General features: G+C 67.4%; 11 protein-coding genes. 9 read left to right on the top strand and 2 right to left on the bottom strand.

The features are described from left to right. Window positions 1–139: 139 nt before the first annotated feature. Window positions 140–2,920 (bottom strand): bifunctional [glutamate--ammonia ligase]-adenylyl-L-tyrosine phosphorylase/[glutamate--ammonia-ligase] adenylyltransferase, encoded by a 2,781-nt coding sequence (gene glnE, locus LCI23_RS05345; RefSeq protein ID WP_224945095.1) that lies wholly within the window; start codon window positions 2,918–2,920, stop codon window positions 140–142. A gap of 162 nt (window positions 2,921–3,082) precedes the next feature. On the opposite strand from glnE, the gene LCI23_RS05340 reads away from it, so the two are divergent. The 4 genes from LCI23_RS05340 to aroG all read left to right on the top strand — a co-directional run bounded on the left by LCI23_RS05340 (window position 3,083) and on the right by aroG (window position 11,103). Then, window positions 3,083–7,291, top strand: coding sequence for a YhdP family protein (locus LCI23_RS05340; RefSeq protein ID WP_224945094.1), 4,209 nt, complete (start codon window positions 3,083–3,085; stop codon window positions 7,289–7,291). A 5-nt stretch (window positions 7,292–7,296) separates the two neighbouring features. Continuing rightward, a complete protein-coding gene (locus tag LCI23_RS05335) occupies window positions 7,297–8,094 on the top strand; it encodes a carbon-nitrogen hydrolase family protein (RefSeq protein ID WP_224945092.1) in 798 nt (265 codons plus the stop codon). A gap of 202 nt (window positions 8,095–8,296) precedes the next feature. Next, entirely contained in the window at window positions 8,297–9,757 is a 1,461-nt protein-coding gene (gene tldD / locus LCI23_RS05330) for a metalloprotease TldD (RefSeq protein ID WP_224945090.1), read from the top strand. 287 nt (window positions 9,758–10,044) lie between these two features. Further along, the gene (aroG, locus tag LCI23_RS05325) at window positions 10,045–11,103 is read left to right on the top strand and encodes a 3-deoxy-7-phosphoheptulonate synthase AroG (protein WP_224945086.1); all 1,059 of its coding nucleotides are present in this window, start codon (window positions 10,045–10,047) and stop codon (window positions 11,101–11,103) included. 62 nt (window positions 11,104–11,165) lie between these two features. Here aroG and LCI23_RS05320 read toward each other — a convergent pair whose 3' ends face one another. Continuing rightward, the gene (locus LCI23_RS05320; RefSeq protein WP_224945083.1) at window positions 11,166–14,036 is read right to left on the bottom strand and encodes a TonB-dependent receptor domain-containing protein; all 2,871 of its coding nucleotides are present in this window, start codon (window positions 14,034–14,036) and stop codon (window positions 11,166–11,168) included. A gap of 371 nt (window positions 14,037–14,407) precedes the next feature. On the opposite strand from LCI23_RS05320, the gene LCI23_RS05315 reads away from it, so the two are divergent. From LCI23_RS05315 to LCI23_RS05295, 5 genes are all read left to right on the top strand, one after another. Beyond that, window positions 14,408–15,346 (top strand): ABC transporter permease, encoded by a 939-nt coding sequence (locus LCI23_RS05315; RefSeq protein ID WP_224945081.1) that lies wholly within the window; start codon window positions 14,408–14,410, stop codon window positions 15,344–15,346. Next, window positions 15,343–16,359, top strand: coding sequence for an ABC transporter permease (locus LCI23_RS05310; protein WP_224945079.1), 1,017 nt, complete (start codon window positions 15,343–15,345; stop codon window positions 16,357–16,359). The genes LCI23_RS05315 and LCI23_RS05310 overlap by 4 nt, the downstream gene beginning before the upstream one ends. Next, entirely contained in the window at window positions 16,359–18,056 is a 1,698-nt protein-coding gene (locus tag LCI23_RS05305; protein ID WP_224945311.1) for an ABC transporter ATP-binding protein, read from the top strand. The genes LCI23_RS05310 and LCI23_RS05305 overlap by 1 nt, the downstream gene beginning before the upstream one ends. 62 nt (window positions 18,057–18,118) lie before the next feature. Beyond that, window positions 18,119–18,541, top strand: coding sequence for a hemerythrin domain-containing protein (locus LCI23_RS05300; protein WP_224945077.1), 423 nt, complete (start codon window positions 18,119–18,121; stop codon window positions 18,539–18,541). Between the two features lie 49 nt (window positions 18,542–18,590). Next, on the top strand, window positions 18,591–19,535 hold the full coding sequence (locus LCI23_RS05295) for a VTT domain-containing protein (RefSeq protein ID WP_224945075.1): 945 nt from the start codon (window positions 18,591–18,593) through the stop codon (window positions 19,533–19,535). Window positions 19,536–19,554: the final 19 nt, after the last annotated feature.

The following is a 19,554-nucleotide window of genomic DNA, read 5'->3' as shown; positions in this document are numbered from 1 at the left end:
GGGAAATCTCTGACCCAAAAGTCAATAGCATATGTATGCCAGATTAGCGGGCAGACGATAGGGAAAAGATATTGAAAAAGTGACATGCACCACTCTGGTGCATGTAACTGAAAAGTACAGGCGGGGTGACGCAATAGCCTCAGGGCGGCGCTACACCAAAACAGGCTTCCCACAGGCGCCGCACCTGGGCCGGATGCTCGCCCAGCAGCTGCGGATCGACGCGCGCCTTTTCCTGTCCCTGCAGGCGTACCTGGTGCTGCAGGCGGCGCATGGCGCGGTAGGCGTCGGCCACGGCCGCGCCCAGGCCCGGGTCGATCAGGCCAAGTTCGCCCGCCAGGCGCAGCAGGGCGATGTTGCCGGCATTCGCCGTCAGCTGCGGATAGACTGCCGCATGGCGCAGTACCAGGTACTGGACGATGAACTCGATATCGATCATGCCGCCTTGGTCCTGCTTGAGGTCGAACAGGGGGCCGGGATGCACGTTGGCCTCGCGCATCCGCCGGCGCATCGCGCAGACTTCAATCTTGAGCTGTTGTTCCTGGCCGCTGCGGTCCTTGCGCAGCACGGCCTCGCGGATGCGTTCGAAACGCGCGCCGATGGCGGCGTCGCCGGCGCAGAAGCGGGCGCGGGTCAGGGCCTGGTGTTCCCAGATCCAGGCCGACGCGTGCTGGTAGCGCTCGAAGGCGGCCACGGTGGACACCAGCATGCCGCTGGCGCCATCCGGGCGCAGCGCGGTATCGATGTCGAACAGGATCCCGGCCGCCGTGTGCGCCGTGTTCCAGGTGATGAAGCGCTGGGCCAGCTTGGCGTAGTTGGACGGTGCCATCTCGTCCTCGTCGTCGAACAGGAAGATGACGTCGAGGTCGGACACGTAGCCGAGTTCCTTGCCGCCCAGCTTGCCGTAGGCGATGACGGCGAAGCGCGGCTCCTCGATGTGGCGGCTGGCCACCGTGCGCCAGGCGTGGCGCACGGTGGCGCCGACGATGGTGTCGGCCAGCAGCGACAGGTGATCGGCCAGGCGCTCGACCGAGAGTTCGCCGGCCAGGTCCAGGGCCAGCAGGCGGAACAGCTGGGCGTGGTGGGCTTCACGCAGGATGTCGAGCTGGCGCTCGGTGTCGCCGGCCGCCGCCTCCAGCTGCTCGTCGACGCTGGCGGCCAGCTGGGCGAGCTGTTCCGGACTGCCGGCGTTCTCGTTGCGGTCGTCCAGCAGTTCGTCGAGCAGGAGCGGGTGCTGGGTCAGGAACAGGGCGGCCCAGCCACTGGCGTTCATCATGCGGATCACCCGTTCCAGGGTGTGCGGGTATTCGGTCAGCAGCGACAGGTAGGCCGAGCGGCGCGCGATCGCTTCGAAAAAATCGAGCAGGCGCCCGAGCGTGGCGGTGTGGCTGCCGACCCCGGCTTCGCGCACCACGGTGGCGATCTGGCCGAGCGCGGCGTCGCCCAGCGCCAGCAGGCGGGCACGGCTGGCGTCGGGCAGGCTGGACAGGCGCGGCCCCTGCAGGGTGGCCACCAGGCGGGCGGCGGCGGCGGGCGGATCGTCATAGCCGAGTTCGGCCAGGCGGGCCGCGATGGCTTCGTGGTTTTCCGGGTCGTCGGCCAGGGTCGGCGCCTGCGGCGCGGCCGGCTCGGTCTTGTCGGCGAAGATGGCGTCGAACTGGGCGGCGACGAAGGCGCGCTGCGCGTCCAGCCGGGCCAGCAGGGTCGCGGTGTCCGGCAGGCCCATCATGTGCGCCACCGTCAGCCGGTCGTCCTCGCTGGCGGGCAGGGTATGGGTCTGGGCATCGTCCAGGTATTGCAGGCGGTGTTCCAGGTTGCGCAGGAAGGTGTAGGCTTCCAGCAGGCGCGTCACCGTGTCCTCCGGCAGCAGTTCGCGCTCGGCCAGCAGGCGCAGGGTGGCGCGGGTCGAGCGGTTGCGCAGGGCCGGGTCGCGCCCGCCGCGGATCAGCTGGAACACCTGGGCCAGGAACTCGATCTCGCGGATCCCGCCGCGCCCCAGCTTGACGTTGTGGCTGCGTTCCGGATGCAGCCGCTCCTGGCGCTTCACTTCGGCCCGGATCTGGGCATGCATATTGCGGATCGCATCGATCACCCCGAAGTCGAGGTAGCGCCGGAACACGAAGGGCCGCACGATCGCTTCCAGCGCCGCGATGTCCTGCGGATCGCCGGTAACGGCGCGCGCCTTGACCCAGGCATAGCGCTCCCATTCCCGGCCCTGCACAATGAGGTACTCTTCGACCATGTTGAGGCTGGCCGCGAGCGGCCCGGAGTTGCCGTTCGGGCGCAGCGCCATGTCGACGCGGAAGGTGAAGCCGTCCTCGATGATTTCCGACAGGGCCGCGTTCAGGCGCCGGCCGAGGCGCACGAAGAACTCGTGATTCGACAGCTGGCGCTGGCCGGGGCCGGCCGCGGTATCGCCATCCTCGGGATAGACGAAGATCAGGTCGATGTCGGACGATACGTTGAGTTCGCCCCCGCCCCCCTTGCCCATGGACAGCACGATCAGTTCCTGGGGGCGGCCCGACTCCGCGCCGGTCGGGACGCCGTGCGCGGCGCGCAGTTCCCCGGTGAGGGCGGCGCAGTGGGTCTGGATGGCGAAGTCGGCGAAGCGGGTCATGGCGGTCACCACTTCGTCCAGGCTGGCCCGGCCTTCCAGGTCGCGCCGGACGAGGGCGCAGACCAGCAGGTTGCGCAGGCGCCGCATGGCGCGCGGCAGGGGCAGGGGAAGGGCAGCGCCCGCGGCGCCGGCCTGCTCGCGCGCCAACAAGGCGCCGAAGTCGGCATCGGCCAGCGATAATCGGGACAGCTCGTCGAGCCGGGCCTGGCGCGCCGGATCGGCGCCGAGCCAGCGCTGCAGGAAACGGGAGGCGCTCGCCGGTCCGGTGGAGGCAGGCGCGGGGGCGGCCGGGGAAGGAAGAGGCATGGTGTCGGTCCGGGTGAGTTTTGCCGTCCGGCAGGCATTCGTGCGGTAGAATTGCCCGCCGTGCCGCTTGGGGTGTGCACGATGGTAAGGTAGACGCCGCGACTGTTGCAAGCGATCTGTTATTAGAGAATCAATTTACGGCGAACCTTTTTGAGCACCTTGATGGACAACCGGGAACCGCGGGCGGCCGAGGCCCACCTGCCGCTGGCCGTGCGCTGGCAGCGGCTGCGCGCGGCCTATCGTTACGCCAACCTGGCTTCCCACCATTTCCTCGGGTTCGCCATCAAGCTGGTGCTGCTGCTGTATTTCGGCCTGGGGCTGCTGTTCCTCGCACTGCGCTACGCGATCCTCCCCAACATCGACCTATATAAGAGCGACATCGAGGCCGCCGCCGGGCGCGCGCTCGGCAACCAGGTCACCATCGGGCGCCTTGGCGCGTCCTGGCGCGGCATTCATCCGGTCCTGCGCCTGGATGACGTACGCCTGATCGAGCGCGGCGGACGCCAGGCGCTGGCCCTGCCGCGGGTCGAGGCGGCGCTGTCCTGGTGGAGCCTGGCCGCCTTCGAGCCGCGCCTGCACGCGCTCGAAATTACCCGCCCGCAGCTGGACGTGCGGCGCGGCGCGGATGGCGTGCTGCGGGTGGCCGGTGTGCGCCTCGATCCGCACAAGCAGGACGACGGGCGTGGCGCCGACTGGCTGCTGCGCCAGCGCGAGATCGTGATCCGCGAGGGCCGCGTCGCCTGGACCGACGAGCTGCGCGGCACGCCCACCCTGGTCCTGGACGACGTCACCCTGGCCCTGCTGAACCGCTTCGGCGGCGGCCACCGCTTCGCGCTGCGCGCCACGCCCCCGCGCGCGCTGGGCCAGCCGATCGACCTGCGGGCGCGCTTCCGCCACCGCTTCGCCGCCCGTCCGTCCGACCTGAAGCGCTGGAAAGGCGAACTGTATGCCGACCTGCGTGGCGCCGACCTGGCCGCCTGGCAGCGCTACCTGCCGCTGCGCGACATGCCTGTCGACGTGACGGCCGGACGCGGCTCGCTGCGCGCCTGGCTCAACGTCGACCAGGCCCGCGTGGCCGGCTTCACCGCCGACCTGGCGCTGGCCGGCGTCAACGCCCGCCTTGGCGCCGGCCTGGCGCCGCTGGAGCTGGCGCGGGTGACGGGCCGGCTGGCGGCGCGCGAGGAATTGCTGCCCGGGCGCGACGAAGGCCGGCCGACCTTTGGCGCCCACGGCCATGTGCTGAGCCTGACCGGCTTCTCGGTCACCACCCGCGACGGCCGCGCGCTCCCGCCGGCCACGCTCGAGCAGCGCTGGCATCCGGCGCGCGACGGCAAGCCCGAGCATGGCGAGCTGAGCGCGCACCAGCTCGACATCGGCGCGCTGGCGACCCTGGCCGGCTACCTGCCGCTGCCGCCGCAGCAGCGCCAGCTGCTGGTCGACTACGCGCCGCGTGGCCGCGTGCTCGACCTGTCGGCCGAATGGGACGGCCGCTATCCGGCCCTGCGCGCCATGCGGGTACGCGGCAACGTGGCCGGCCTGAGCGTGAAGGCGCAGCCGGCGCGCGCCGCCCAGCCGGCGCGCAATGGCCAGCCGGCGCTGCCGGCGCGCCCCGCCACGCCCGGCTTCCAGAACCTGAGCGGCAGCATCGATGCCAACGAGCAGGGCGGCAGCCTGACGGTCGATGCCCAGCACCTGGTGCTCGACATGCCGGCCTGGTTCGCCCAGCCCGCGCTGCCGCTCGACCGGCTCGACCTGAAGGCACGCTGGAAGTTCGAACCGGCCCGCCAGCTGCTGGTCGAGGTGGAACGGCTGGCCTTCGCGCACGGCGCGCTGACCGGTTCGCTGTCGGGTCGCCACCTGCTGCCGCTGCAATCCGACGGCGCCGGGGGCAGCCGCGGCGCCGGACCGGGCACGGCCGACTTCACCGGCACCCTGGACGGCTTCGCGATCGGCACCGTGGGCCGCTACCTGCCGCGCGCCACGCCCGAGCACCTGGCGCACTGGCTGGACGGCGCGCTGCAGGGCGGTACCCTGCGCGACGCCAGCCTGCGCCTGCGCGGCGACCTGGCCAACTTCCCTTTCCGCGCCAGCAACGTGCTCGAGCGCGCGCGCGGCGAGTTCCACATCGCCGGGCGGCTCGAGGATGCGCGCCTAGAATACGCGCCCGGCCACCGGCATCCGGACGGTACGCCGCTGTGGCCGCTGGCCGAGCACATCGACGGCCGCATCGAGTTCGACCGTGCGCGCATGGAGATTCACGGCGAGCGCCTGCGTACCATGGGCGTGGCGCTGTCGAACGTGAAGGCGGTGATTCCCGACCTCGGCGCGCACGAGCACATGATGCTGGAGATCGACGGCAGCGCCGCCGCCCCCTTGCCGGAATTCCTGCGCTACGTCGCGGCCAGCCCGGTGCCGGGCTGGATCGGCCATTTCCTGGACGAGACCCGCGCCACCGGCAATGCGCGCCTGGGCCTGAAGCTGCGCATGCCGCTCGCCCATCTGCCGGATACCAAGGTGCAGGGCAGCCTGCAATTGCTGGGCAATGAAGTGAGCCTGTTCCCCGAACTGCCGCCACTGCAGGCGGCGCAGGGCAAGGTGGCGTTCTGGGAGCATGGCGTGTCGCTGGACGGCATCGGCGCCAGTTTCCTGGGCGCGCCGCTGGCCCTGGGCGGCGGCACCCAGGCCGACGGCAGCATCGCGGTGCGCTTTGGCGGCACCCTGTCCGCCGAGGGCATGCGCCGCACCGCCCCGGCGCCGGCGCTGGCCCGCCTGGCGCAGCGCCTGTCGGGCAGCACGCCCTACAGCGGCAGCGTGGTGGTGCGCGACGGCCGGCGCAGCGTGACGCTCGATTCGAACCTGGCCGGCCTCGGCCTGGAACTGCCGGCCCCGCTCAACAAGCCGCAGGCCGAGGCGCTGCCACTGCGTTTCGTGCTGGCCGGCGAGCCCACCATGAACGGCGTGGCGCGCGACGAGATCCGGGTGGCGCTGGGCGAGCACCTGGCGGCGCGCTACCTGCGCGAAAAGTCCGGCCGTGGACCCTGGACCGTGCTGCGCGGCGGCATCGGCGCCAACGTGCCGGCGCCGGAGCCGGACGGCGGCATGATGATCCACGTGAACATGCGCGCGCTGAATGCCGATGCCTGGATTGCCGCCGGCAAGGCGATCGCGGGAGAAGGCGGAGATGGTTCCGGCCAGGGCGGCGTCGGCTTCGACCAGTACGTGCTGCCGACCGTGATCGCGGGCCGGGTGGGGGAACTCACCATCGGCGAACGGCGCGTGGCCGACGTCGTGCTGGGCGCCAGCCACCTGAAGGATACCTGGCAGGCCAACCTGCATTCGCGCCATGCCAGCGGCTACCTGACCTGGGCCGAGTCCGGCAGCGGCCAGGGCCTTGGCAAGGTCACGGCGCGCCTGGCCTCGCTGGTGATCCCGGAATCGGACGAGGCCGAGGTCAAGCACCTGCTCGAATCGAACCGCGGCGCCGGCGCGACCATCCCGTCGCTCGACATCGTGGCCGAGCAGTTCCAGCTCTTCAACAAGCGCCTCGGCCGCCTTGAGCTGCAGGCCAGCAACGTGCAGGCCCTGGCCGGGCGCGAGTGGCGCATCAACCGGCTCAGCATCGACAATCCGGATGGCCAGCTGAAGGCGAACGGGCGCTGGCTGACCAAGGACGGGCGCAGCAACACCAGCCTCAACTTCATCCTCGACATCATTGATGCCGGCAGGCTGCTGGACCGCCTGGGCTTCCCCGAGACCCTGCGCCGTGGCAAGGGCAAGATGGCTGGCGATATTTCCTGGAGCGGCTTGCCGTACGCGCTGGACATTCCAAGCCTGTCCGGCCAGATCGAGATGAACGTGGAGTCGGGCCAGTTCCTGAAGCAGGACCCGGGCGCGGCCAAGCTGCTCGGCGTGCTGAGCCTGCAGGCATTGCCGCGCCTGCTCAAGCTCGACTTCCACGACGTGTTTTCCGAGGGCCTGGCCTTCGATGGCATCAGCGCCAACGCCCTGATCCAGCGTGGCGTGCTACGCACCGACAACCTCAAGATGCATGGGGTGGCGGCCACCATCCTGATGGACGGCACGGCCGACATCGCGAACGAGACGACCAACCTGCGCGTGGTGGTGATCCCGGAATTCAACCTGGGTACCGGGCCGCTGGTGTACGGGCTGGCGGTGAACCCGATCATCGGCATCGGCAGCTACCTGGCCCAGCTGTTCCTGCGTGCGCCGGTGATGAAGGCGCTGACTTACCAGATGCGGATCTCGGGACCCTGGAAGTCTCCCACCATCGTCAAGATCGACAATCCCGCGCCGCCACCGGCCCCGGCCCCGCCCCCGGCCGCCAGGCGCCCGAACGCCAGGAAGGAGTGACAGCAATGACCAAGGTAGCCGCAGTGCAGATGGTGTCCACCCCGCAGGTGGAAGAGAACCTGGCCAGCGCGCGCCGGCTGGTGGCCCGGGCCGCGGCCGAGGGCGCGCAGCTGGTGGCGCTGCCGGAGTACTGGCCGATCATGGGCATGAGCGACAGCGACAAGCTGGCGCATGCCGAGCGTGACGGCAGCGGCCCGATCCAGGACTGCATGGCCGCGCTGGCCCGCGAGCACGGTATCTGGCTGGTGGGCGGCACCCTGCCGCTGGTCTCGCCCGACGCCGCCCGGGTGCTCAATACCACCCTGGTCTACGATCCGCAGGGCGCGCGCGTGAGCCGCTACGACAAGATCCACCTGTTCGGCTTCAACAAGGGCAGCGAATCCTACGACGAGGCGCGCACCATCGTGCCGGGCGAAGCGGTGGGCATGTTCGACGCCCCCTTCGGCCGGGTTGGATTGTCGGTCTGCTACGACCTGCGCTTTCCGGAGCTGTACCGGGCGATGGGCGAGTGCGCGCTGATCGTGGTGCCGGCCGCTTTCACCCATACCACCGGCCTGGCGCACTGGGAAGTGCTGCTGCGCGCGCGCGCCATCGAGAACCAGTGCTACGTACTGGCCGCGGCCCAGGGCGGCACCCACGCCAATGGCCGCCGCACCTTCGGCCACAGCATGCTGGTCGACCCCTGGGGCGAGGTGAAGGCCGTGCTGCGCGAAGGCGAGGGCGTCATCACCGGCACGCTCGACGATGGCTTCCTGGCCAGCGTGCGCGAGAGCCTGCCGGCCCTGAAGCATCGCAAGCTGTAAAAATGGGGTCAGAGTCGAATTATTTGCCAAGGGCTTTCGGTCAATTTCCGTAAGCCTCGTTTCCGAGCTGTCGCGTAATGAATGTGGCGACCATGCCCGATAATTCGGCGCAGACTCGCATTGTTTCGAGCGGATCTGCTGTCCGGTACGAAGCGGCCGGATATGGCACAATGCCCGTTCCACACGAAGGACCGAACGCAAAATGAAACCATTCGAACCGAACCTTTCCTCCCTGGCTGTCGCACGCGACGTGCTGCTGACCCCATTCGGCCTGGACGAAGGCAAGCTGCTGAACGCGCTGGGCTCGATGTTCACGCACAAGGTCGACTACGCCGACCTGTATTTCCAGTTCACGAAAAGCGAGGGCTGGAGCCTGGAAGAAGGCATCGTCAAGACCGGCAGCTTCTCGATCGACCAGGGCGTCGGCGTGCGCGCCGTCTCCGGCGACCGCACCGCGTTCTCGTATTCGGACGATATTTCCGAAGCGGCGCTGCTGGATGCGGCCGCCGCCACCCGCACCATCGCCCGCGCCGGCGCTGGCCGCGTCAAGATCGCGGGCGCGACCCGCCCGACCGGCGGCCGCTCGCTCTACCTGCCACATGATCCGCTGGCTTCGCTCGACGCCACCGCCAAGGTGAAGCTGCTCGAGCGCGTCGAGAAGATGGCGCGCGCCAAGGATCCGCGCGTGGTGCAGGTGATGGCCGGCCTGGCCGGGGAATACGACGTGGTGCTGGTGGTGCGCAGCGACGGCGTGCTGGCGGCCGACATCCGCCCGCTGGTACGCGTGTCGGTCACCGTCATCGCCGAGCAGAACGGCCGGCGCGAAGTCGGTTCTTCCGGCGGCGGCGGACGCTACGACTACGGCTACTTCAGCGACGAACTGCTCGACCGGTACGCGACCGAGGCGGTGAAGTCGGCCTGCGTCAACCTGGAAGCGCGTCCGGCGCCGGCCGGTCCAATGACCATCGTGCTCGGCCCGGGCTGGCCCGGCGTGCTGCTGCACGAGGCGGTGGGCCATGGCCTGGAAGGCGACTTCAACCGCAAGGGTTCCTCGGCCTACGCCGGCCGCATCGGCGAACGCGTCGCGGCCAAGGGCGTCACCGTGGTCGACGACGGCACCCTGCAGGACCGCCGCGGCTCGCTCAACATGGACGACGAGGGCAACCCGACCCAGTGCACCACCCTGATCGAGGACGGCATCCTGAAGGGCTATATCCAGGACACGATGAACGCGCGCCTGATGAAGATGCCGGTCACCGGCAACGCCCGCCGCGAATCCTTCGCCCACCTGCCGATGCCGCGCATGACCAATACCTACATGCTGGCCGGCGACAAGGATCCGGAAGAAATCCTGGCCTCGGTGAAGAACGGCCTGTATGCGGTGAACTTCGGCGGCGGCCAGGTCGACATCACCAACGGCAAGTTCGTGTTCTCGGCCAGCGAAGCCTACATGATCGAGAACGGCAAGATCAGCTATCCGGTGAAGGGCGCGACCCTGATCGGCAACGGCCCGGAAGTGATGAACAATATCTCGATGATCGGCAAGGACATGCGCCTGGATTCGGGCGTCGGCGTGTGCGGCAAGGAAGGCCAGAGCGTGCCGGTCGGCGTCGGCCAGCCGACCCTGCGCATCGAAGGCGTGACCGTGGGCGGCACCGCCTGAGCGCTGTGCGGCCCGGTACCAGGGGAGCTGCTCGGAAAAGGCTTGCCAGCCTTACACAATGGGGTTATAGTCGATTGAACACGGTCCCCAGGACCCTTTCGGACTTTCCATGCGCGCATACGCCGTTTTTGCCTGCTATTTTTACTTTAGCCATTCCAGCCCCTTGGCGGTGGAGTAGCGGCAGGTTCACGAATATCAGGAAACAGTCCGACGCAACCCAGACAAACCGCCAGCGATGGCGGTTTTTTCGTTTTCAGACCAGGTAACCAGCTATCACGGAGTACAGCATGCCCCGCACCGACGACCTGCGCATCCGCGCAATGAAGGAACTGACGCCGCCCTCGCACCTGATCCGCGAGTTTCCGGTAAGCCCGGCGGCCGAGCAGACCGCGGCCGGCGCGCGCGTCGCCCTGCACCGCATCCTGCACGGCCAGGATGACCGCCTGATGGTGGTGGTGGGCCCGTGCTCGATCCACGATCCGAAGGCGGCGCTCGAGTATGCGCGCGGCCTGGCCGCACAGCGTGTGCGCTTCGCCGGCGAACTCGAGATCGTCATGCGCGTGTACTTCGAGAAGCCGCGCACCACGGTCGGCTGGAAGGGCATGATCAACGACCCCTACATGGACAACAGCTTCCGCATCAACGACGGCCTGCGCATGGCGCGCTCGCTGCTGCGCGACATCAACGAACTCGGCCTGCCTGCCGGCACCGAGTTCCTCGACGTGATCAGCCCGCAGTACATCGCCGACCTGGTCAGCTGGGGCGCGATCGGCGCCCGCACCACCGAGTCGCAGGTGCACCGCGAGCTGGCGTCCGGCCTGTCCTGTCCGGTGGGCTTCAAGAACGGCACCGACGGCAACATCAAGATCGCGGCCGACGCCATCAAGGCGGCTTCGCAGCCGCATCACTTCCTGTCGGTGACCAAGGGCGGCCATTCGGCCATCGTGTCCACCGCCGGCAACGAGGACTGCCACATCATCCTGCGCGGCGGCAAGGCCCCGAACTACGACGCGGCCAGTGTCGAGGAGGCCTGCCGCCAGCTGGCGGCCAATGGCCTGGCCAGCCGCCTGATGATCGACGCCTCGCACGCCAACAGCAGCAAGAATCCGCAGAACCAGGTGCCGGTGTGCGCCGACATCGCGCGCCAGGTGGCGGCGGGCGACGACCGCATCGTCGGCGTCATGATCGAATCGCACCTGGTGGGTGGGCGCCAGGACCTGGTGCCCGGACGCGAGCTGGTCTACGGCCAGTCGGTGACCGATGGCTGCATCGACTGGACCACCAGCGTCGAGGTGATGGAAGGCCTGGCGGAGGCGGTCAGGCTGCGCCGGGTGCGGCCGGAATAAGCGGGCTGCCCCATAAAAAAACGGCGCACCGAGGTGCGCCGTTTTTCATGTGACATGCCGGATCAGAACTTGGCGGTCAGGTTCAGGAACACATGGCGGCCCATGGCGTCATACACCTGCGGGTAGGTATTGCCGTTGCCGAACACCGCAGCCACGACACCGGTCACCGGCGGATCCTTGTCCAGCGCATTGTTCATGCCGACGCGCAGGGTGAAGTTCTTGTTGATCGCCCACTGGCCCACCAGGTCCAGGTAATTACGGGCGGCCAGTTTCTCGTCAGCCGGTTCGAAGTCGGTGGCCAGGAGCGGGTTGTCGCTGGTTGCGTCCAGCTTCACACCCTTGATGTAGCGCCAGGTGACGCCCAGTTCCAGGCCGGCCCAAGGCGTGCCCCAGACGGCGCGCACCTTGTGGCGGTACTTCGGCAGCGGCGTGCCGCAGCTGGTGCCGTGCAGGCCGGCGCAGTCATACTCGCCCGAACCCGGGAAGTCTTCCTGCTTGAACTCGTCCAGGATGGTGCCGATGTACGACAGGTCGAGGCTGCCCATGCCGGACATCTTCATGCCGTAGTTGGCACCAAGGTCGAGGCCGCGGGTCGAGCTCATGCCCAGGTTCTGGTTGGTCGCGACGATGCGGCCGGCCGGCAGGGCCCACAGGGTGCCGAGGCGGTCGCGCTGGATCAGCGAGCAGAACTTCGGATCGCCGGTCTGGAGGCACTGGGTCAGGGTGGTCGACGCCGACAGGCCGCCGATCGTGCCTTCGACTTTCATGTCGAAGGCGTCGATGGTCAGGCTCAGGTTGCGCATCGGGGTCAGCACCAGGCCCAGGGTGTAGGAATCCGACTTCTCGGGCGCCAGACCGGTATTGCCGCCGGTGATGTTGTTGTACTGCTGGGCCGGGCTATCCTCGATCTTGCCGTACTGGGCAGCGGTCACGCCGGTCAGCTGGCACTGCGCCAGGGTGGCCGATGGCGTGGCGCCGGCGCACGGGTCGCTCGACATGCCGAACAGGCTCAGGCCGCTCGGCGTGAACAGTTCGACCACGTTGGCAGCACGCGCGGCACGCTGGTAGCTGAAGCGGACCTTGGCGGCCTGCACCGGCGACCATTCAGCACCGACGCCGTAGGAATTGGTCTTCTGGCCAGTCGAATAGTCCGACTTGCGGTAGGACGCATTCAGGGTCAGCGAGTCGGCGAACGGCATTTTTTCCAGCACGGGGATACGCGCTTCGGCGTAGTAGTCGCGCACGCTGAACTGGCCGGACACGCCGAAGGTCGGGCCGCCCTGGCCGGCCAGGTCGCCGGTCTGGTAGGCCGTGTCGGTATCGAGGGACAGCTTCTCGGTGCGGTGTTCCCAGCCCAGCGCCAGGCCGATGCCGCGGCTGGTGGTCGGCAGCTTGATGCCGTATTCGCCGAGGTCGGTCGACAGGTTGATGCCCTGCACCGACTGGTGGGTGCTGCCCTTCTGGAAGCCCGGCGTCTGCAGGTAGGCCAGGGCTTCAGGCGAGACCTTGCCCAGTGCCCAGATGTTGTACGGGACGCAGTTCGGATCGGTGCCGTCGATGACGCTCTGGCAGACCGGCTGGCCGGCGGCGTTGTTGACCACGTTGAGCGCGCGGCCGATGCGCACGTTCGAGAAGTCGTTGAAATAGGTTTCCGAGTACAGCACCTTGCCGACCTGTGCGAAGGCGTCGTAGCTCCAGTTGCCGACGTCACCCTTGACGCCAATGACGCCACGGTAGGAAGTGTGGCGCTGGTCGTCCTGGCGGCCGCCGCCTTCCACGTTGCGGCGGAAGATCAGTGCGTCCGCGGTGTCGCCCGGACCGGTCAGGCCGAGGTCGCTCTTCCAGGCCGGCGACAGGAACGGGTTTTCCCAGCGGATCGCGTTGGCGCCCGAGGCGTCGAAGCCGAACAGGCCGGACGGGGCGATCTGCGCCACCGTGTGGTCATCGTGGAAGCTGGCTTCGGTGTACAGGCGCGCCTGATCGCTGATGTCGTAGTGCGTGAAGCTGCTGAAGGTATAGCGCTCGGACGGACGGCGGAAATAGTTCAGCGGACCATAGTTGTACTGGTCGGTGGCGGCGACGTAGGGACGGGTGTTGCCGTTGGCATCGGCCACGGTACGCTGGCCGGCGTCGGTGAAGAAGCGACCCGGGAAGCTGGTGCCGGAGCCGCCGCAGTTGAAGGTGTTGCCCGAGCTGAAGCCATCCAGCGAGCAGGCGGTGAAGTCGCGCTCGGACTGCAGCAGCGGATCTTCCTTCTTGTAGCCGATGAAGGCGACGGCGTTGCCGCGGCCATCGGCGAAGTTACCGCCCAGCAGCAGGTTGACGTCCTTGACCTTGCCGTCGGCGCCCTTGTCGCCCGGTACCGGGAAGTTGCGGCGCTTGGCCGCCTCGGCCGCGGCGCCACCGTTCTGCTGATGGTTGTAGAACGCGTAGTTCGATTCGATCTGCACGCCCTGGAAGTTGTCGTTCATGATGAAGTTGACGACGCCCGCCACCGCATCCGAGCCATAGATGGCCGATGCGCCGCCGGTCAGCACTTCGACGCGCTTGATCAGCGCCGCCGGAATCTGGTTCAGGTCGGCCGCGGTGTTGCGTGGCGAGCCGGCCGGCAGGCGGCGGCCGTTGACCAGCACCAGGGTGCGGTCGGCGCCGAAGTTGCGCAGGTTGACAGTCGCGGTACCGGTCGAGCCGTTCGAGATCGAGCCGCCCTGGTCGGCGAAGACCTGGGGCAGGTTGTTCAGCAGGTTTTCCACCGAACGCGTGCCTTCCAGTTTGATGTCCTTGGCGCCCACCACGGTCACCGGGCTCACGCTTTCCAGATTGGCGGTCGCGATGCGCGAGCCGGTCACTTCCACGCGCTGCAGTTGCTGGCCTTCAGGGGCGGCAGGAGCCTGTTGCGCTTCCTGCGCATAGGCAGTGGCGGCGAATGCCATGCCGCCTGCGAACATCAGTCGTACCGAACGAGAGATTACTGTTTCAACCATCATGTCGAGCTTCCCAGGTAAACTCCGCAGCGCCGCGGCTGGCCACGGAGAGGGTTCATCACATTACCGCCAAATGCACATACAAAAGCGGCATCTTTTCCTACAGGGCAATAAATACAATCCTATATGTACGTTGTCAATCGGAATGTCTGTACAAGTTAAAAATACAACTGTTGCACATATGTCTTTACAAAAAATACCTTTAGGGTTATAGGCCGGAAACGAAATGGAATGGAAGGCTGCCCTCATGGCGGGCTGCCAAGCCGCCACAATTGCGCTATCTTGTCGCCCTTGATCGATGTTCACTTTGCAGGAGATCCATGCTCAGCTTTATTGTCCGGCGTCTCTGGCAAATGTTGCCGACCATGCTCGGCGTGGTCGTGCTGGTGTTCGTGCTGTTTAACTGGGTCGGCGGCGACCCTGCTTATTTGCTCGCCGGCAAGATGGCCGACACGGCCGCGATCGAGAACATCCGGCGCCAGCTCGGCACCGACCAGCCGTACTACGTGCAGCTGGGCATCTTCATCGGCCAGATCCTGAGCTTTGACTTTGGCAATGCCTGGAGCACGGGCGAGCCGGTGTCGCAGATCATCGCCAGCCGCCTGGGACCGTCGCTCACCGTGCTGGTGCCGCTCACCATCCTCGAAACCGTGCTCGGCATCGCGCTGGCGCTGGCGATCGCCTTCGTGCGCGGCTCGCTCACGGACCGCGCCGTGATGGTGGCCTGCACGGTCGGCATGTCGATCTCGATCCTGGTCTACATCATCGTGTTCCAGTACCTGTTCGCCTACAAGCTGGGCCTGTTCCCGGTGCAGGGCTGGGGCGACAGCCTGGGCGAGAACCTGCTGCGCTATGCGCTGCTGCCGATCATCATCGGCCTTGCGGTATCGATCGCGCCAACCTTGCGCCTGTACCGCAGTTTCGTGCTGGACGAAGTAGGGCAGGACTACGTGCGCACGGCGCGCGCCAAGGGTCTTCCGGAGCGGCGCGTGGTCTGGGTGCACGTGCTGCGCAACGCGGCGATCCCGATCATCACCCATGTCATGGCCAACCTGCCGGCCCTCCTGATCGGTGCCTTCCTGCTCGAGCGCTTCTTCGGCATTCCGGGCATCGGGCGCGAAGTGATCCTGGCCGTGGAGCGCAGCGACTTCCCGGTGATCAAGGCGATCACGGTCTACGTCGCCGCCGCCACCATGCTGTTCAACCTGCTGGCCGACCTGCTGTACCGGGCGGTCGATCCGAGGGTGCAGCCAGGATGAGCGCGCAGCTGCATTCGCCGGGCCTGTGGGCACTGGCCTGGCGCCGTTTGCGCGCCGACCGCATCGCGATGGCCGCGCTGGCGGTCGTGTGCGGTTTCCTGCTGATGCTGCTGGCCTCGAGCGCCGGCCTGGTCGCCGCCGACTGGGAGCGTGAAGTGGCGGTCAACTACGCGCCGCCCACCTTCATCGGTGAAGATGCCGGCACGCGTGCGCTGGCCGCGGCGCAGGCGCCGGAAGCGCAGGCAAGGCCGCCGAACGCCTTCGACCCGCTCGCCGCCGACCTGGCCGAACTCAGGGCGCAGCTGGCCACCGTCGCGCCGCCGCCGCCAAAATCGGGCACGCTGCCTTTCGGCGCCGACAAGTGGGGGCACGACGTGATCAAGAAGACCATCAAGGGCGGCGAGACCTCGATCGTGGTGGGCCTGGTCGCGGCCTTCGTGGCGGTGGCGCTGGGCACCCTGTTCGGGGCGCTGTCGGGCTTCTACGGCGGCCTGGTGGACGACCTGTTCAACTGGTTCTACAGCATCTTCACGGCGATTCCCTCGATCCTGATGATCCTGACGGTGGCCGCGGTGCTGCAGCAGAAAGGGGTGATGACCATCGTCCTGATCCTCGGCCTCACCGGCTGGACCGGGCCCTACCGCCTGATGCGCGCCGAATACATCAAGCACAAGGCGCGCGAATACGTGATGGCGGCCGACGCCATCGGCGCGTCCGCCTGGCGCCGCATGTTCGTCCACATCCTGCCCAACGTCTCGCACGTGGCCCTGGTGCAGATGTCGATCCTGGTGGTCGGCTTCATCAAGGCCGAGGTGATCCTGTCCTTCCTCGGTTTCGGGGTGCCGGTCGGCGTGGTGTCCTGGGGCAGCATGCTGAACGAGGCGCAAAATGAGCTCATCCTCGGCAAGTGGTGGCAGCTGGCGGCCGCCGCCAGTGCGATGGCGCTGCTGGTGACGGCCTTTTCGCTGTTCGCGGACGCCTTGCGCGACGCGCTCGATCCGAAACTCAAATGATGGACCAGAACACTCCGCTGCTGCAGGTGCGCGACCTGCGCATCGCCTTCCGCGTCGACAAAAAGAACACGGTCGAGGCGGTCAAGGGCATTTCCTTCGACGTGCCCGCCAACAGCACGGTGGCGCTGGTAGGCGAGTCCGGCAGCGGCAAGTCGGTCAGTTCGCTCGCCGTGATGGGCCTGCTGCCGCCCGAGACCACGCTGATCCAGCCTGGCTCGAGCGCGCGCTTCGCGGGCCGCGAGCTTCTCGCACTGCCGCCGGCCGAGCGCCGCAAGCTGTGCGGCAAGGAGATCGCCATGATCTTCCAGGAGCCGATGTCCTCGCTCAACCCGGTGTTCACGGTGGGCTACCAGATCGGTGAAGTGCTGCGCCGGCACATGGGCATGAACGCGAAGCAGGCGCGCGCGCGCACGCTCGAGCTGCTGGCCGAGGTCGGGATTCCCGAGCCGGCGCTGAAGATCGACGCCTACCCGAGCCAGATGTCGGGCGGCCAGCAGCAGCGCGTGATGATCGCGATGGCGATCGCCTGCGAACCGCGGCTCCTGATCGCGGACGAACCGACCACGGCGCTCGACGTCACCATCCAGAAGGCGATCGTGGAGCTGATCGTGCGCCTGCAAAGGAAGCATGGCATGGCGGTGCTGTTCATCACCCACGACCTCGGTCTGGTGGCCGAGATCGCGGACCGTGTGATCGTGATGCGCCATGGCGAGGTGCGCGAGGAGGGCGCCGCAGCCCAGGTGTTCGGCGCCCCGGCCGACGCCTACACCCGCGCGCTGCTGCATTGCCGCCCGCGGCTGGACGAGCGCCCGCTGCGCCTGCCCGTGATCGACGACTACCTGGAAGGCAGGCTGCGCGCCGATGAACGGCTGCCGCAGCGCAGCCGCGGCAGCGCGCCGGACGACCAGCCGCTGCTGGTGGTGCGCAACCTGTCCAAGAGTTTTCATGTGCGCGAAGGCCTGTTGCGCAAGCGCGAATTCAAGGCCGTGCAGGACGTGTCCTTCACGCTGGCGCGCGGCAAGACCCTGGGCGTGGTGGGCGAATCCGGTTCCGGCAAGACCACGGTCGGCCTGACCCTGCTGCGCCTGCACCGTGCCACCGGCGGCAGCGCGCTGTTCGAAGGGCGCGACCTGCTCTCGATGCCGGAGCGCGACTACCAGGCCTACAAGCGGCGCATCCAGATCGTGTTCCAGAACCCGTATGCTTCGCTGAATCCGCGTTTCACGGTGGGCCAGATCCTGCTCGAGCCGATGCGCATCCACCGCATCGGCGCGGGCGACGGCGAACGGGTACGGATGGCGCAGGCGCTGCTGGCGCGCGTCGGCCTGCCGGAGCAGGCTTTTCATCGCTACCCACACGAGTTCTCTGGCGGCCAGCGCCAGCGCATCGCGATCGCCCGTTGCCTGACCATGAAGCCGGAAATCCTGGTGTGCGACGAATCGGTGTCGGCGCTCGACGTGTCAGTGCAGGCCCAGGTGCTGAACCTGCTGCAGGACCTGCAGGACGAATACGGCATGAGCTATATCTTTATCTCGCACGACCTGTCGGTGGTGAAGTACATCGCCGACCAGGTGATGGTGATGCACCATGGGCGCGTGGTCGAGATGGCGGATTCGGACGAGCTGTACCGCAATCCTCGGCACGAATACACGCGCAGCCTGCTGGCGGCGATTCCAGGCCAGGGGAAGGCTGCTTAAACAAGTATTTAATTTACATATTATGTTAAGATGAAGCCCTATCCTGAGAGAAAGGGTTTATCGTGAACATCGAGAAGTTCAGGCACCAGCACACCGACATCCTGTCCAGCATCGCGCGCCTGCGCCAGTTGTCGCACGCAGGGGTGGCGGAAAACGCTGCGGCGATCGCGGCGCAGATCGTGGAAGTCAGCGGGATCATCAAGCTGCATCTCGCGGTCGAGGACCGCAGCCTGTACCCGGCGCTGGAAGCATCCGCGGATACGCGCCTGGTGAACATGAGCCGCGCCTACCGCACTGAAATGCAGGACATCGCCCAGGCTTACCTCGGCTTTGCGGCGACGTGGAACACGGCGCGCCAGGTTGCGCGCGAACCGGAAGGCTTTCGCCGGGACGCCAACCAGGTGTTGCGTCATCTATTTGAACGGATCAAGCGCGAAGACCGTGAATTCTATCCGGCCATCGACGCCGCCGCGATTGCCGCCTGAAGAAGGGCGGGCCCATCTACCCCTGGCGTTTTTGCAGTACCATGGCGCGATGAGCCAACTTGCCGAACTCATCCAGACTTATGGTGTGCTGATCGTGTTCGGCATCGTCCTCGTCGAGCAGTTCGGCCTGCCCATTCCCGCGTTCCCGATCCTGGTCGTGGCCGGCGCGCTGTCGATCGATAGCGAACTCAGCTGGCAACTGTGCCTGCTCGCCGCGGTGGGCGCCTGCCTGATCTGCGACATGTTCTGGTTCCGTGCCGGACGCATCTACGGCAAGCGCATCCTGCGCCTGCTCTGCACGATCTCGCTGTCGCCCGATTCCTGCGTCAACCAGACCGAGGACCGCTTCCGGCGCTTCGGCGCGAAGTCGCTGCTGGTCTCGAAGTTCGTTCCCGGTTTTAACACCATCGCTGCGCCGCTCTCGGGGGCGATCGGCACCCCGGTCCGTGCGTTCCTGGCCTATTCGGGGGCCGGGGCGGCCCTGTGGAGCGGCACCGGCATCCTGCTCGGCATCCTGTTCCACGACAGCGTCGAAGACCTGCTCGGCTGGCTGCAGACCGCCGGCGGCACCGCGCTGGCGGTCGTGGCCACGCTGCTGGCCCTGTTCATCGCCGCCAAGTACATGGAACGACGGCGCCAGCGCGCCCACAAGGCGGTGCCACGCATCGACATTGTCGAACTCAAGGCGCTGTTCAAAGACGGCCATGACCCGCTCATCGTTGATGCACGCAGCCTGACGGCCCACCAGCTCGAGGCGGCGATTCCCGGTGCGCTGCTGTTCCACGCCTGCGAGCCAGGCCAGTTGATGGCGTCCATCGATCGCGACCGCCATATCGTCATTTACTGCAGCTGTCCGGACGACGTAACGGCGGCCGAGCTGGCCAGACGCTTCCTGGCCAAGGGCTTCCACCGCGCCCGTCCGCTGCGCGGCGGCCTGGATGCCTGGAACGCGCAGCGCGATGTCGATCCGGAACTGACGCCAGTGAGCTGCTGAGGTAATTCGACTACTTAAA

It is taken from the genome of Massilia sp. MS-15, assembly GCF_020176695.1.
Taxonomy (GTDB): Bacteria; Pseudomonadota; Gammaproteobacteria; order Burkholderiales; family Burkholderiaceae_D; genus Telluria; species Telluria hydrophila.
Note: the sequence above shows the minus strand (reverse complement) of the source record. Positions and strands in the feature narration are given on the sequence as shown.